Source organism: Pseudoalteromonas sp. ESRF-bin5, from assembly GCF_002632075.1.
Taxonomy (GTDB): Bacteria; Pseudomonadota; Gammaproteobacteria; order Enterobacterales; family Alteromonadaceae; genus Pseudoalteromonas; species Pseudoalteromonas marina.
Genome location: NZ_NTLW01000084.1, coordinates 1 through 13,473, shown reverse-complemented (window position 1 = coordinate 13,473; position 13,473 = coordinate 1). Strand labels below are relative to the sequence as shown.

General features: G+C 40.9%; 17 protein-coding genes. 2 read left to right on the top strand and 15 right to left on the bottom strand.

All coding sequences use genetic code 11. The features are described 5' to 3' along the window. The 3 genes from BCG07_RS04105 to BCG07_RS04095 all read right to left on the bottom strand — a co-directional run. Window positions 1-783, bottom strand: a 783-nt coding sequence (locus tag BCG07_RS04105; protein WP_286888824.1) for a phosphotransferase, incomplete at its 3' end; no start/stop codon positions are given. 3 nt (window positions 784-786) lie between these two features. Then, window positions 787-1,410: a nicotinamide riboside transporter PnuC gene (gene pnuC / locus BCG07_RS04100; protein WP_008131932.1), complete on the bottom strand. Its 624-nt coding sequence runs from the start codon at window positions 1,408-1,410 to the stop codon at window positions 787-789. A gap of 34 nt (window positions 1,411-1,444) precedes the next feature. Beyond that, on the bottom strand, window positions 1,445-1,696 hold the full coding sequence (locus BCG07_RS04095) for a YkoF family thiamine/hydroxymethylpyrimidine-binding protein (protein ID WP_006793713.1): 252 nt from the start codon (window positions 1,694-1,696) through the stop codon (window positions 1,445-1,447). Window positions 1,697-1,804: 108 nt separating this feature from the next. Here BCG07_RS04095 and BCG07_RS04090 point away from each other — a divergent pair, with 108 nt between their 5' ends. Continuing rightward, window positions 1,805-2,044, top strand: coding sequence for a DUF2960 domain-containing protein (locus BCG07_RS04090; RefSeq protein ID WP_006793714.1), 240 nt, complete (start codon window positions 1,805-1,807; stop codon window positions 2,042-2,044). Between the two features lie 14 nt (window positions 2,045-2,058). Here BCG07_RS04090 and alr read toward each other — a convergent pair whose 3' ends face one another. The 9 genes from alr to rpsF all read right to left on the bottom strand — a co-directional run bounded on the left by alr (window position 2,059) and on the right by rpsF (window position 8,254). Then, window positions 2,059-3,138, bottom strand: coding sequence for an alanine racemase (gene alr / locus BCG07_RS04085; protein ID WP_286888822.1), 1,080 nt, complete (start codon window positions 3,136-3,138; stop codon window positions 2,059-2,061). Then, window positions 3,138-4,517, bottom strand: a complete 1,380-nt coding sequence (dnaB, locus tag BCG07_RS04080) for a replicative DNA helicase (protein WP_006793716.1) — start codon at window positions 4,515-4,517, stop codon at window positions 3,138-3,140. Before dnaB ends, alr begins: the two co-directional genes overlap by 1 nt. Window positions 4,518-4,627: 110 nt before the next feature. Next, window positions 4,628-5,563, bottom strand: coding sequence for a DUF4097 family beta strand repeat-containing protein (locus BCG07_RS04075; RefSeq protein ID WP_243531571.1), 936 nt, complete (start codon window positions 5,561-5,563; stop codon window positions 4,628-4,630). Between the two features lie 9 nt (window positions 5,564-5,572). Next, entirely contained in the window at window positions 5,573-6,058 is a 486-nt protein-coding gene (locus tag BCG07_RS04070; RefSeq protein ID WP_006793718.1) for a hypothetical protein, read from the bottom strand. Beyond that, the gene (locus BCG07_RS04065) at window positions 6,045-6,593 is read right to left on the bottom strand and encodes an RNA polymerase sigma factor (protein WP_008131937.1); all 549 of its coding nucleotides are present in this window, start codon (window positions 6,591-6,593) and stop codon (window positions 6,045-6,047) included. Before BCG07_RS04065 ends, BCG07_RS04070 begins: the two co-directional genes overlap by 14 nt. Window positions 6,594-6,822: 229 nt before the next feature. Continuing rightward, the gene (rplI, locus tag BCG07_RS04060; RefSeq protein ID WP_006793720.1) at window positions 6,823-7,275 is read right to left on the bottom strand and encodes a 50S ribosomal protein L9; all 453 of its coding nucleotides are present in this window, start codon (window positions 7,273-7,275) and stop codon (window positions 6,823-6,825) included. Window positions 7,276-7,310: 35 nt separating this feature from the next. After that, a complete protein-coding gene (gene rpsR, locus BCG07_RS04055; RefSeq protein WP_006793721.1) occupies window positions 7,311-7,538 on the bottom strand; it encodes a 30S ribosomal protein S18 in 228 nt (75 codons plus the stop codon). A gap of 12 nt (window positions 7,539-7,550) precedes the next feature. After that, entirely contained in the window at window positions 7,551-7,868 is a 318-nt protein-coding gene (gene priB, locus BCG07_RS04050) for a primosomal replication protein N (RefSeq protein ID WP_006793722.1), read from the bottom strand. A 44-nt stretch (window positions 7,869-7,912) separates the two neighbouring features. Beyond that, window positions 7,913-8,254, bottom strand: coding sequence for a 30S ribosomal protein S6 (rpsF, locus tag BCG07_RS04045; RefSeq protein ID WP_006793724.1), 342 nt, complete (start codon window positions 8,252-8,254; stop codon window positions 7,913-7,915). A gap of 365 nt (window positions 8,255-8,619) precedes the next feature. Here rpsF and BCG07_RS04040 point away from each other — a divergent pair, with 365 nt between their 5' ends. Beyond that, window positions 8,620-9,819 carry an alpha/beta hydrolase-fold protein gene (locus BCG07_RS04040; RefSeq protein ID WP_243531573.1) on the top strand — a complete coding sequence of 400 codons (1,200 nt, stop codon included), beginning with the start codon at window positions 8,620-8,622 and terminating at the stop codon, window positions 9,817-9,819. A gap of 283 nt (window positions 9,820-10,102) precedes the next feature. Here the strand turns inward: BCG07_RS04040 and BCG07_RS04035 are convergent, their stop codons facing one another. From BCG07_RS04035 to BCG07_RS04025, 3 genes are all read right to left on the bottom strand, one after another. Next, window positions 10,103-11,269 carry an FAD-dependent monooxygenase gene (locus BCG07_RS04035; protein ID WP_243531575.1) on the bottom strand — a complete coding sequence of 389 codons (1,167 nt, stop codon included), beginning with the start codon at window positions 11,267-11,269 and terminating at the stop codon, window positions 10,103-10,105. Continuing rightward, window positions 11,266-12,453: a 2-octaprenyl-6-methoxyphenyl hydroxylase gene (ubiH, locus tag BCG07_RS04030; protein ID WP_243531577.1), complete on the bottom strand. Its 1,188-nt coding sequence runs from the start codon at window positions 12,451-12,453 to the stop codon at window positions 11,266-11,268. The genes BCG07_RS04035 and ubiH overlap by 4 nt, the downstream gene beginning before the upstream one ends. Before the next feature lie 15 nt (window positions 12,454-12,468). Then, on the bottom strand, window positions 12,469-13,473 hold a 1,005-nt coding region (locus BCG07_RS04025; protein WP_286888816.1), incomplete at its 5' end, for a M24 family metallopeptidase.

Genomic DNA, 13,473 nt, shown 5'->3' with positions numbered 1-13,473 from the left:
TTTTAGCAGCTGCGCGCGTAATTTTTTTGCTGGAGCTCTTATGTCGCGCTGCTCATACCAACCAATACTTAAAACCAAAAATAACAGCTTATAACAATTAAGCTTATCGGTTGATGTTACAAACCCTACCTGTTTATCTTTATATTTAGCGTAACTATTTAATAACGCATCATCATTATTTTTATTTAGCTCAAAGCTAACACTTAGCGCCGCTAAATCAAAATACACGTCGTTAGTTTTAGCGTACTCAAAATCAATTAAGTAGCTGCCTGACTCATTCACTATTAAATTATCTTTAATTAAATCGTTGTGGCAAAAACCAAGCTCGATAGGCATGGCCGTAATAAAGTTAACCGCTGCACTAATTAGCTGCTGATGCTCCAAATACACTGGTGAACATTTATAACAGCTTAGCTCTTGGGCTATGTTCATTGGCTCAGTGCTAACTGAGTAAGCATGGACAGTGGCAAGTTTTTTAATCACGTCGTCGATTGATAGACTATTTGCGGTGCTACCGTCAAAGTAATGAAATACAGCAAGTTGGTTTTGTTTATCAAGCCATACGGGGGAAGGACATATATTTGACGCACTCAGGATACGCTGCGCCTCTAAGGCATTTTCTGGCCAATGGTCTTTGTAACGCTTTAATAAATACTTCCCTTGAATGGTGTGTATTAAGACGTTTTCGTTGCTTAAACCTTGTGATAAAGGCACATGTGAAATAACGTCCCTTGGCGCTATAAACGCACGACATTTGTTTATAAGCCCAGTGTAATCACTCATAAATTAAAGCTGTGCGAGTGGCTTAGCTTGGCTTTGCTCGTATTCTTCGTACCAAGTTTTAAAGCCCCACCCAGCCATAATGGTGTAGAACACAAAAAGCGCTAACGTTGGGTAATAGCCTTTCTCGTAATATAAATACATAGAGGCTGCGTCTATGACTATCCAGTACAGCCAGTTTTCAAGAATTTTTTTCGCAACTAAATAAGTGGTCACAACAGCAAAACAGGTTGTAAAGCTATCTAAGTAGGCAAAATCAGCATGCGTATAGTTAGTCATAAAATACCCTATGCCTGTTGCCGCAATAGAGGTAAGTATAATTAACAGCGCATGACGTTCCATTGACCAAGAACTAATGCTCAGATTGTTATTATTAGCTTTACCTTTTCGCCATACTACCCAGCCAAATACCGCCATGTACATGTAATAAAAGTTAAGTAATGACTCCATTAACAATGCGCCATTCCAATACATGATAGTGTAAATTAACGTACTAAAAAACGCAGCCGGCCAACACCAAAGGCTCTCTTTTATAGCTAACAATAAATAAGCAATTGATAGCACAACCGCAATGTATTCCCAATGCGACATGGCAGTAAAACCGCTTAAGGTTTTTGTTATAAATTCCATAGTGTGCTGTTACCGTTAAATTGTGGCGAAAAAACTACTGAGGCGATAAATCGCCAGACAAAAACTTACACACAAAAATAGCTTTTCCAAACTCTTCGTATGAACGTTTAATTTCGGTATTGAGTACTTGCATTACTAAATCATAATCGCCAAAAATTTGTGTCGATAATGTATTTGTAATCACTTTTAAACCATCGTACTCGTTTAATCGATCAATAAAGCCTTTAATAAAAGGAATGTAATCTTGATGAAGTGGGTACTTACTAATCTCTACTGATAATTTCATTATTAACCCTATGGTTTAGGTGCCTAGTTATATCGTGTCATTCAATGCTAGAGCCGCTACTAAATACAGTGTAAAATCGCTGTAATACTCAATTACAATGAGCTTAATATGGCACGCAGAATAACCTACAAATTTAAAAACCAACCGCGCGAAATAAATTTCGCTAAAGACAAATACCACGACATGTATCAAGCAATTGCTGCTGCCGAAGGCATTGATTTAACTAATTATTTAAGCATGGTACAACAAATAGAAATGACCTCTAAAGGGTCGGCTTCTGTTCGTAACTTTCGTGATCAAGAATTTGCCCGCATGGGCTTTAGTGATATTTACTTTATTAAAGAGTAATTACCACTGTTTAATTACGCCTGATACTCATAACTTACGCGCGGTGTAATATTACATAAAAGCTCGTAAGGAATGGTATCGGCGCACTGTGCTATTTCTTCTACTGGTAGCTCAGGGCCCCACATTGTGACTCTGTCGCCTACTTTTATGTTGTGCTCGTTTTGGCCTATGTCTACGCTAATCATATCCATTGCCACACTACCCACAATACCATAGCGCTGCTTGCCAATAACCACTGGTGTACCCTCTTTTGCATGTCGCGGGTAACCGTCACCATATCCCATAGCAACCACAGCTAACTGAGTCGCTTTATCGCTTTTCCAACGCCCACCATATCCTACGGCCTCGTTAGCTGGAACATGGCGCACTGCTATAACACGTGTCGTTAATCGCATAACGGGTTTAAGCTGGTGCTGCTCACCCAATGCGTTTGCCATAGGTGATACCCCATATAACATTAAACCAGGGCGTACCCAATCGCCATGAGCATTCGGCCAAGCAATAATGCCTGCCGAGTTAGATAAGCAATGTGCTTGGTTAATATTATTTACTAGGCAGTCAAACTGTGAAATTTGCTGTGCTGTCTTGGTGTTATTTACATCGTCCGCGCATGCAAAGTGGGTCATTAAATTAACGGTGTTATTGGCATTGGGTGTTTTTTGCAAGCGCTTATAAAATTCATCAAACTGCTCTGGGGCAATACCCAGGCGATGCATGCCGGTATTTACTTTAAGCCAGCACAATAAAGGCGCTTCAAGCTCAGCCTCTTCCAAAGCGGCAAGCTGATACCCATCATGAATAATAGTTTGAAAGTTATTGGCCAATAAAATAGGTAAATCGTCTTTATTAAAAAAGCCTTCAAGTAACACAATCGGTTTTGTTAACCCGCCAGCTCGAAGCGCTAAAGCTTCATCTATACGTGCTACTGCAAATGCGTCTGCATCATTTAAATGTTGTGCAATTTTAACCAAACCATGGCCATAAGCATTGGCTTTTAATACCGCCATAACTTTACTGTTTGGTGCAAAACGCTTTACCTGCGCTAAATTATGCGCAAGTGCCGTTAAATTAATTTCAGCAGTAGCTAAGCGCATTAATACTCGTCATCCATCGCAGGACCTGCGTAGTTATCAAAGCGAGAAAACTGCCCTTGGAACGTCAAGCGCACCTTACCAATTGGACCGTTACGCTGTTTACCTATGATGATTTCGGCTATGCCTTTTTCAGTACTGTCTTCGTTGTAGACTTCATCACGGTATATAAACATGATTAAATCGGCATCCTGCTCTATCGAGCCAGATTCACGTAAATCTGAGTTAATTGGGCGTTTATCAGCACGTTGCTCAAGCGTACGGTTTAGCTGCGAAAGCGCAACAACCGGGCATTTTAATTCTTTTGCTAGTGATTTAAGAGAGCGTGAAATCTCTGCTATTTCAAGTGTTCTGTTATCCGACAAGCTCGGCACACGCATAAGCTGAAGGTAATCAACCATGATCATACTGATACCACCATGATCGCGCGCAATACGACGTGCACGTGAGCGAACATCGGTAGGTGTTAACCCTGATGCATCATCAACGTACATTTTACCTTTTTCCATCAACAAGCCCATGGTTGATGAAAGACGCGCCCAATCATCATCGTCTAGCTGACCAGTACGTACCTTAGTTTGGTTAATACGACCAAGTGATGCCAGCATCCTCATCATGATTTGCTCAGAGGGCATCTCTAATGAGTAAATAAGCACAGGCTTGTCTTGTGTCATTGCCGCATGCTCTGCAAGGTTCATCGCAAAGGTGGTTTTACCCATTGAAGGACGCGCGGCTACAATAATTAAATCTGAAGGCTGTAAGCCTGTGGTCATTTTATCTAAGTCAGCATAGCCGGTACTTACGCCTGTTACACCATCTTGCGGAGATTGGTATAGCTCTTCTATTTTATCAACAGTTTTTTCGAGTATGTTGTGTATGCTTTGCGGACCTTCGGTGCTTTTTGAACGCTGCTCAGCAATTTTAAATACTTTACTCTCGGCAAAATCTAATAAGTCATGGCTTGTACGCCCTTCGGTATTAAAACCGGCCTCGGCTATTTCATTTGCTACACCAATCATTTCACGCACAACCGCACGCTCTCGCACAATATTAGCGTATGCATCGATATTAGCGGCACTCGGTGTATTTTTGGCTATTTCGGCTAAGTAAGCAAAACCACCAATTCCTGCCAGTTTATTATTTTTTTCAAGGCTTTCAGAAATCGTAATTAAATCGATTGGATCACCCAACTCTGCAAGCTCTGTCATTGCTTCAAAAATAAGCTTGTGCGTACGAGTATAAAAATCTTGAGATACAACAAGTTCGGCTACGCGGTCATATGCTTGGTTATCAAGCATTAAGCCACCTAAAACAGATTGTTCAGCTTCTATTGAATGGGGAGGAACTTTAAGGGTATCGACTTGCTTATCTGGTTTGGCCATAACTTCACAGTACTAAAATTGAATGGCTCTATTCTATCGACTTGCCGGGGTTGTGCAAATAGCAAAGCAGGAAATCTTTTCCTGCTTTTTGTAACTCAAAAGTTTACGATTTACTTTTTAAGCTCAATACGGCCACTTATAGTATCCATTTCAACGTCTGCATTGCCGCCATTAATAACAAACTCAAGCTCACTGGCTGGGCCATATTTGGCTTTTTTTACTTTGTCATCGCTAAGCTCATTAATAATTTTACCATTGGCATGGGCTTCAATCGCAAATTTAGCCGATACATTAGTAGGGAAGAAAAACTCTGCATCGCCACTTACTGATTCGAAACGTACATCTGCACTGTCCAGTAGCTCACCAATACGAACTTCAGCTTCACCATTTACAGTGTTTATACGTAGGTTTTTGATGCTAGCCAGCTTAAAGTTTATGTCACCGTTCACATTTTCAAGACGAACATCGCTCGCGCTTGATGACGACTTAATATCACCATTCACAGCGCTAAAGCGTAACTCACCACTAGACTGTTCATCATTTATTTCGCCATTTACCGTTTCAAATTGAATATTACCGCTCAGGCTTTGTGCATTCACATCACCGTTAACGCTGGTTAGCTTAATATTACCTGCTAAATTTTGTGCGGTAATTTCACCATTAACCACATTTACTTCTGCACCATTTTTAAGTGCTTTAGCTATTACCGATACATTAACACCACGAAAGTCTAATGCGCTGCTATGCGGCATAAAAATAGTTAGTTTAGAGCCATCGCCATTACTGCCCCAGCCCATTTTACGTGGCATTTTCACAACAAAATATGTATTGTCGCCTCTTGTTTCGAGCTCAAAACCTTCTGCCTTATCGTCAAGCTCGCCCACTACTTTAAACTCGCTTTTATCCCAACCAGCAATACTTACATCACCACGCTGATTCTCAATAAAAACAGTACCCTCTTTTGGCACTTCTATTTGTTTATCAATTTTTTCTCCTGCAAATACAGCAAGTGGAAATAAGCTTAATCCTAGTAAAATTGCTTTCATGTTTTTCTCCTAAATACTTTGCCAACGAGGTGCATGCACCTTATTAATCAAATCAAGTTGTTGTTGATAAATCTGCGCTAACATTGTTAGCAATGCTTGGTTTTGGGGTTCGTTTTTAAGTGCTTGCTTAATGGCATATTCTGCCTCTTCAAGTTCTTGTAATTGTGTTTGCCAATTATCGGTTAAGGCGTCTTGATTTTTATACTGCACCAGTAAGCTTTGCTTTTGCTGCGCAAAATAGTCACTTATGGCCACAACCGGTTGTGGTTTAGGGTTTATTACAAACATATTGAGCGCCACTAGTGCAGCAACGGTACATGCCGCAATTGCGCTTAACTTTGGCCATAAAGTAACGGCTGATTGCTCAGGCTCATTGGTATTTACAATGGCTCTTTCTATGCCTGCCCACAGATCTTTTTGTGGCGTTATCTCTTTATCAAGCGTGTTTAATGATTTATCTAAAAAGTCGTCAAAGTTTGGTTTATTCATTTTCATACCACTCTTGTAATAACTGCCTTGCTCGATGATATTGTGACTTGCTTGATCCAACGGCAATACCCAACTGCTCTGCTATTTCTTCATGTCGATAACCTTCTACTGCAAACAATACAAACACCATGCGTGCGCGCTCAGGTAACCTAACAATTAGCTTATCTAAGCCGTTTAAGCCTTTACAGTCTTTAGCCGATTGCTCATCCATACCGTCTTGTTCAATGCTAACGACTTTTTGTACCCAGCTTTTTTGTTTACGTAAGTAGTTAATCGCAATATTACTCGCCACACTGTATAACCAAGTAGAAAACTGCGAACGACCATCAAACATTGCTATTTTGTGCCACACCTGAACAAACACTTCTTGCGCAGCATCCTCAGCGTGCGACTGATCAGCTAATAAGCGCAAGCACAAACCGTAAACGCGCTTTATATGCAATTGGTAAAGCATTGTGTATGCACTTTGATCACCCGACTTTACGCGCTCAATCAATGCATTTTCGCACTCAGCGGGTTGATCGGGTTTAACGTGTAACATCCGTGATATCACCTTTTAATTATTATGGTATTGGTACCATTTCCAGTGTATTGATAAGTTAGACGCAATAACAGCGGTAAAAGGTTTGAATGAAATGAAAATAAATTTAAAGAATTTAAATTCTAAGTAAGAAGAGTATTAGGAGGCAGTACCACATTAATAAAAAAAACTGAATTTTAGGCACAAAAAAGCCGTGCTAAAAGCACGGCTTTTGTCGCTTAATTTAAAATTAAGCTTCAGCGATTACGATTACTTTGATAGTAGCCGTTACGTCTGTGTGAACAGAAATTGATACGTCAAATTCACCAGTCTCACGGATAGTACCTAGAGGCAAACGAACTTCTGACTTAGCAACTTCAACACCAACAGCTGAGATAGCGTCAGCGATGTCACGAGTACCGATTGAACCGAATAACTTACCTTCGTCACCAGCTTTAGATACTAAAGTAACTTCTGCTAATGCTTCTAGTTTTTCAGCGCGTGCTTGTGCAGCAACTAACTGTTCAGCGATTTTCGCTTCAAGTTCTGCGCGACGAGCGTCAAACGTTTCAATGTTAGCTTTAGTCGCAGGAACTGCCTTACCTTGAGGGAAAAGGAAGTTACGTGCGAAACCAGATTTAACTACAACCTGTTCACCTAGGCTACCTAGGTTAGCGATCTTATCTAGTAGAATAACTTGCATGTTTCTACACCTTTTAAAAACTGTTAATCCGCTGCTTACTTATGTAAGTCAGTGTATGGAAGAAGGGCTAAGTAGCGAGCACGCTTAATAGCAGTTGCTAGCTGGCGCTGGAATTTAGCGCTAGTACCTGTAATACGGCTAGGTACGATTTTGCCACTTTCTGTAACATAGTTTCTAAGAGTAGCTAGATCTTTGTAATCGATTTGTTGTACGCCTTCCGCTTTAAAGCGGCAGAACTTACGACGTCTGAAATAACGTGCCATGAGATTAATTCCTCAAATAATTCTTTCTATATGCTGAGCATGCAAAACCAATTGGCTAAGGCCGTTACGACCTTCGTGGCGATTTAAAAAACCACTCACTTGCAATGCCTGCCCAACGTGCAAATGTTGAGTCTGTTGTTGCATTTGCTTTCCACTGGCAACAACCTGAAGCTTTACATAACTATTACGGTTAAGGTCTGCTTCGGTTTGCATCGATTTATGTTCTAAAACAAAAATGCAATGCGGGATGCCAGCAGGGCTTTGGCTTAACTTGGGTGTTTTACAAACTACCCCAGATAAAACCAGCTGATTCATAAAAGGGCTAACCATTTATATTTACCGCCAGTTAAACGCCATGCTTGGACTCAAAACAATTAAGCAGCTGGTGCTTCTTTCTTCTCTTCTCTTGCAAGAGGAGACGCTTCAGTTACTGCAGATTTAGTGCGGATAACTAAGTTACGAAGCACTGCATCGTTGTAGCGGAAAGTAGTTTCTAGCTCGCTGATTACTTCAGTAGGTGCTTCAACGTTCATAAGAACATAATGAGCTTTATGAAGCTTGTTAATTGGGTAAGCCAATTGACGACGGCCCCAATCTTCAAGACGGTGGATTGAACCACCAGCTTCAGTGATAGAACCAGTATAACGTTCGATCATACCAGCAACTTGCTCACTCTGATCTGGGTGAACCATGAATACGATTTCGTAATGACGCATGGATATTCCTTACGGTTAATAGAGCCTTCTACCGTTTCGGCCGGTCGGTTTAAGGCAAGGAATTAATAGTTTAAAAGCCGAAATGAGCGCGCATTTTACGCTTAGTAGGATAATTAAGCAAGCAGGTTTTTTAAGCTTTAATAGATAAGTGTTAAAGCTATTGGGTGATGGTACTCGATGCCCCGCTATCAATAAGTAAATTGAAAGTAAGTGCCTTCGTTTTTTGGAAGTCGCTGAGCTTGCTCGCACAAAAAAATCAAAGCTTTTAATTAATAAAGCCCTGTATGTGCTCCTAAAATATAAACGTTTACTCAAGCCTAAAGCCGTGCAATTATTAAGCAACACATTATTAAATAAGGATATTTATGAAGCTTTTATTATCGCTTGCCTTGATACTTACTTTTAGCACCTCTTTTTTTAGCTATTCAAACACCGCTACAACCGACATAACCGTTGGTAAAAAAGTTATTCTACAATCAAAAATACTTAACGAAGATAGGCCAATCAGCATCTTCATACCTGACACTGTAAAAGACGACCAGCCGCTTTATGTTATTTATTTACTTGATGGTATTGAGCACTTTCATACGGCGTCTGGCGTTATAAAATCCCTTGTTGATTACGAGCAAATACCTAATGCCATGCTTGTTGCTATTGATACAACTAACCGAGTTCGTGATTACTTACCTCAAGTAGAGGGTGAGCCTAAAACGGAGTTTCAAACCTTTGTTAAAAATAAATGGCCTGACGCTGGGCAAACCGACAAATTTTTAAAGTTTGTGTCTGATGAACTCATGCCATACATAAACAATAATTACTCAACTAACGGCTACAACACTTTAATTGGTCACTCTAACGCTGGTACATTAGCGCTTTATACTTTAGTTAATCAGCCTGAATTGTTTAACAACTACATAGCTATTAGCCCAAATAGTTGGTGGAGTGACGAAGAGTTAAAAAATAATATTATTAAATACACTAGAAACCCTAAAGGTGCTCAAGAGTTATTTATTAGTGTAGCGAGTGAAGGCGCACGTTTTTATACAGGCGCATTAAATACGTTAGTAAATTTAGAACAACAAATGCCCACACAGCTAAAGTGGGAATATAAGCATTACCCTACTTTAAGTCATATGGGCACCATACTTCCAGCAATTAGCGATAGCCTGATTCACTTGTTTAGCGACCTAATATTTAAAGTAACAGACGAGCATGGAAAATTTGCTGATGTATCGCTTATTACCGGTTACTACCAAGCACTGAGCGATAAGTACGGATTTGAGCTTAAAATTCCACAAGATGTGTACGTAGAATTTGCCCACCGCCAGCAAAAGTTTGGTAATACTAAAAAAGCGATAACGACGCTTAAACACTTTACTCGCGGTTACCCAAATGCAGCCTACTCCCACATGCGATTATCACAAGGGTACACAGTTGACAAACAATTTAAAGAAGCCGTTACCAGTATGAAACACGCACTAAAACTTGCTAAACAAAATTCTCGCGACCAACTGTTAATTGATGCGCTCAAAGATATGGTCAATGAAGCCCAAGCCAATTTGTAGCTGATTTTACATAAAGCGCTTTTTAACTAACGATAGTAATTACGATCTATGTTTGTCGCGCCGCCAAGCTGCACGCCTACAGGTAAAATTAAGCTTAGTGTTAAACTTTGCATGAAGACGCAGAGCTTGCTCGCGTAAAAAAGCGCAACTTTTAATCTGTATAAAGCCACTTAAAATAAAAAACCGATGTTTAAACTAAACATCGGTTTTTCTTTTCTAAAAGCTGACAGCTAAAAACTAACCACTTTACCTGTTGGATTTCGCTTCGCTCTATCCAACCTACTTATTTGCCTATCGCTTCTTTGGCGAATAGGTGTTTTATTGGGCCTAGGTTATCAACGAGTGACAGCCCGACTCCGCGTATTAGCTTTTTAACCGGGTTAGCACCTTCAAATAACTCTTTTAGCCCTTGCATCATGGCTATGTGCTTTTGCGCGTCGAGCTTGCGTGTACGCTCGTAATCACGAAGCGTGCGCGTGCTGGCAAATTCTTTACTATCACTTGTCAGTAGCTCAATTAAATACGCGGCGTCTTTTAGGCCTAGGTTCATACCCAGCCCTGCCAATGGATGAATAGTGTGCGCTGCATCGCCCATTAATACTACTTTGCCGCTTACCCATTGCTGGGCGTAACGCATTTTAAGTGGAAATGCCGCGCGTTTACTTTGCACTTCACACAGGCCGCATTGGCCATCTATGGCAGCCATTACGGCTTTATTAAAAGTAGTGTCGTCCATTGCTAGCAATTCATCGCAATGGCGGGGGCTGGTAGACCACACTATTGAATGAGTGTTAGCGTCACTCAATGGTAAAAATGCCAATGGCCCCGTAGGTAAAAACACTTGTCGCGCAGTATTTGAGTGTGGCTCTTTTGTTTTTACTGTAGCAACGAGTGCATGGTGATCGTAATCTTTAAAGGTCAGCGCCATATTAAATTGTTTACGAATCGCTGAATTTGCGCCATCAGCCGCCACCAGCAGCTTAGCAATAATAGGCTCGCCGCTTTTAAGGGTTATAAATACGTCTGATTCACTTTGGTGTATTTGTTGATATTCGGTATCAAACATTAACGTAGCACTGCTTTGCTGCTCTAGCTGTTTGATAAGTGCAAAGCGAATAATATCGTTTTCAACTATATGCCCCAAATGGTCGAGCTCAAGTTGTTTGTTATTAAAGGTTATTTTACCAAAGCTGTCGGCATCGCGAACATCCATATGGGTATATGCACATGCACGCTGAGCAATAATTTCAGGCCAAACGTTTAATTGCTCTAATAACGTTTGGCTTGCAATACTAAGTGCGCTTACACGTAAACCGTATTCATCAGTTGGAGGGGCTTGTGTTGATGCTGCATCAAGTATCACAACACTAATATTAGCCTTAGCTAGACCAAGGGCTAACGTTAGCCCCACGCAACCACCACCAACAATACACACCTGTGTTTGCTTCATAAACGTGAACCTTGTTTAACTTGCCCCATTAATTGTTTTGCTAACGGGGCTTTTAATGCGGGGAATAAATCCATTGAAGACAAGCCAATGCTTCGCCCAAGCGCTAATACTCGAGATGAATTTGAAAATAACCTTACTAAGGTATCTGTTAAAGTCATCACTGTTTTTATATCTTGGCTGCGCAACTGGCCATACTCGCGTGTAAACGCATAGCTCCCTAACTCATTAGGGCTATTGGCAATTAAATCACTCAGTACTTGTACATCACGCAGGCCTAAATTAAAGCCTTGCCCTGCAATGGGATGAATAGCATGAGCAGCATTACCAATAACCACCGTTCGATGAGCTATTAACGATTCGGCTTGCCCATATACCAGCGGGTAGCTTGCGCGCATACCCACTTTAACAAATTGCCCTGCGCGGTAACCAAAGACTGATTGTAATGCACTTAAAAACTCGATTTCATTTAAGTCCATGTATGAATTAATTTGCTCTTTTTCCATACACCACACCAATGAATATCGGTTATTGCTCATAGGTAATAGTGCCATAGGGCCATGCTGAGTAAAGCGTTCAAAGGCATGGTTATTATGCCCTTCGGCTACTTCTATATTGGCAATAATAGCGCCTTGCTCATAAGGCTGAGTATTAAAATTAAGGCCCAGCAATTGGCGTGTAGGAGATTGCGCGCCATCGGCTACAATAAGTAGCTTGGCATTAAGTTGTTCGCCACTTTGCAAAGTCAGTGCGTTGCTATGCAACGTTTGTTTTATTTCGATTACGCTATCAGGGCAAAATAAGCTAATGCTTGATTGCACTAGCCGCTGATGAAGCGCGCGCCCAAATGGATTAACCTCAACTACATACCCTAAAGAAGGTTTTGCAAATTCAGCGCTTTGGATGTGGGTTTTACCAAAATGACCTCTATCAGACACGCTCACTTTTTTAATAGCAGAGGTGTAAGGGGCATTTTGATCAAATAAATTAAGTGTTTGTAAATACTCTACTGATTGCTGAGCAAGCGCAATACTTCTGTCGTCAAAGCTTGGGTGGTATTCATCGGTTACTTGGCTTGCTTCTACCACGGCAATGTTTATTGAGGGGTTTATTTTAGCAATACTAAGTGCGCAACTTGCGCCAACTAAACCGCCACCAATTACTACAACATCAAATTGCTTAGCCATTGTGCTCTCCACCCGTTATGCGCTTTTAGTTTGTTGCATAAGTGCTTGAATATCGCCAATGGTTTTAGGCACGCTTAAAGTAAGGTTTTCATGGCCTGACTCGGTAACGAGTAAATTATCTTCTATACGAATACCAATACCTTTGTACTTTTGTGGCGCGTTTGAGTCTTCGCTTATATAGAGTCCTGGCTCTATGGTTAAAACCATACCAGGCTCAAATGCTCGCTCAACGTTATTTATTTTATAATCACCTACATCATGCACGTCTAACCCCAGCCAATGCCCGAGGCCATGCATGTAATATTCTTTACAGGCTTGTTGCGCCATTAGTTCAGTAAAGTCGCCAGTTAAAATACCTAAGTCAAGTAAGCCTTGCGTTAATACTTCCATTGCTAATTTATTAGCGTGGGACAGGTAACCACCGGGTTTAATTTCTTCAAAGGCAGCCAGTTGTGCGTTAAGAACAATATTATAAAGCGCGGATTGTTCTTCACTAAACAAGCCATTTACCGGAAATGTACGTGTTATATCGGCTGCGTAGCCTTGTAGCTCACAACCTGAATCAATAAGTACTAGATCGCCATTTTTAAGTGCATCGCTATTTTGCGTGTAATGCAGAATATTAGCGTTATCGCCGCTACCTACAATTGTGCCGTAAGCCGGATGAGGTGCGCCGTTCATTGCATAATGATGATGAAGCTCTGCTTCTAATTGAAACTCAGTTGCTCCTGCATGTGAAAAGCGCATAGCTCGCATGTGGCCACGGGCGCTAATTTCACAGCCTTCGCGCATTACCTCTATTTCGCTTGGCGATTTAAACAAACGCATTTCATGGATAAGGCCGCGAATTTCTTTTAACGTACTCGGTGCTTTAAGGCCTTTGCGAGCCCCGCCACGAAGTGTACCTAAAAGAGAAAAAACTTTACTATCAAATGAATCATAAGCGCCTTGTGCAAAATAAATCGCATTTTTACCATTTAGTAGCTCAAGCAGTTGCTCTTCTAAATCACTTAATGGGTA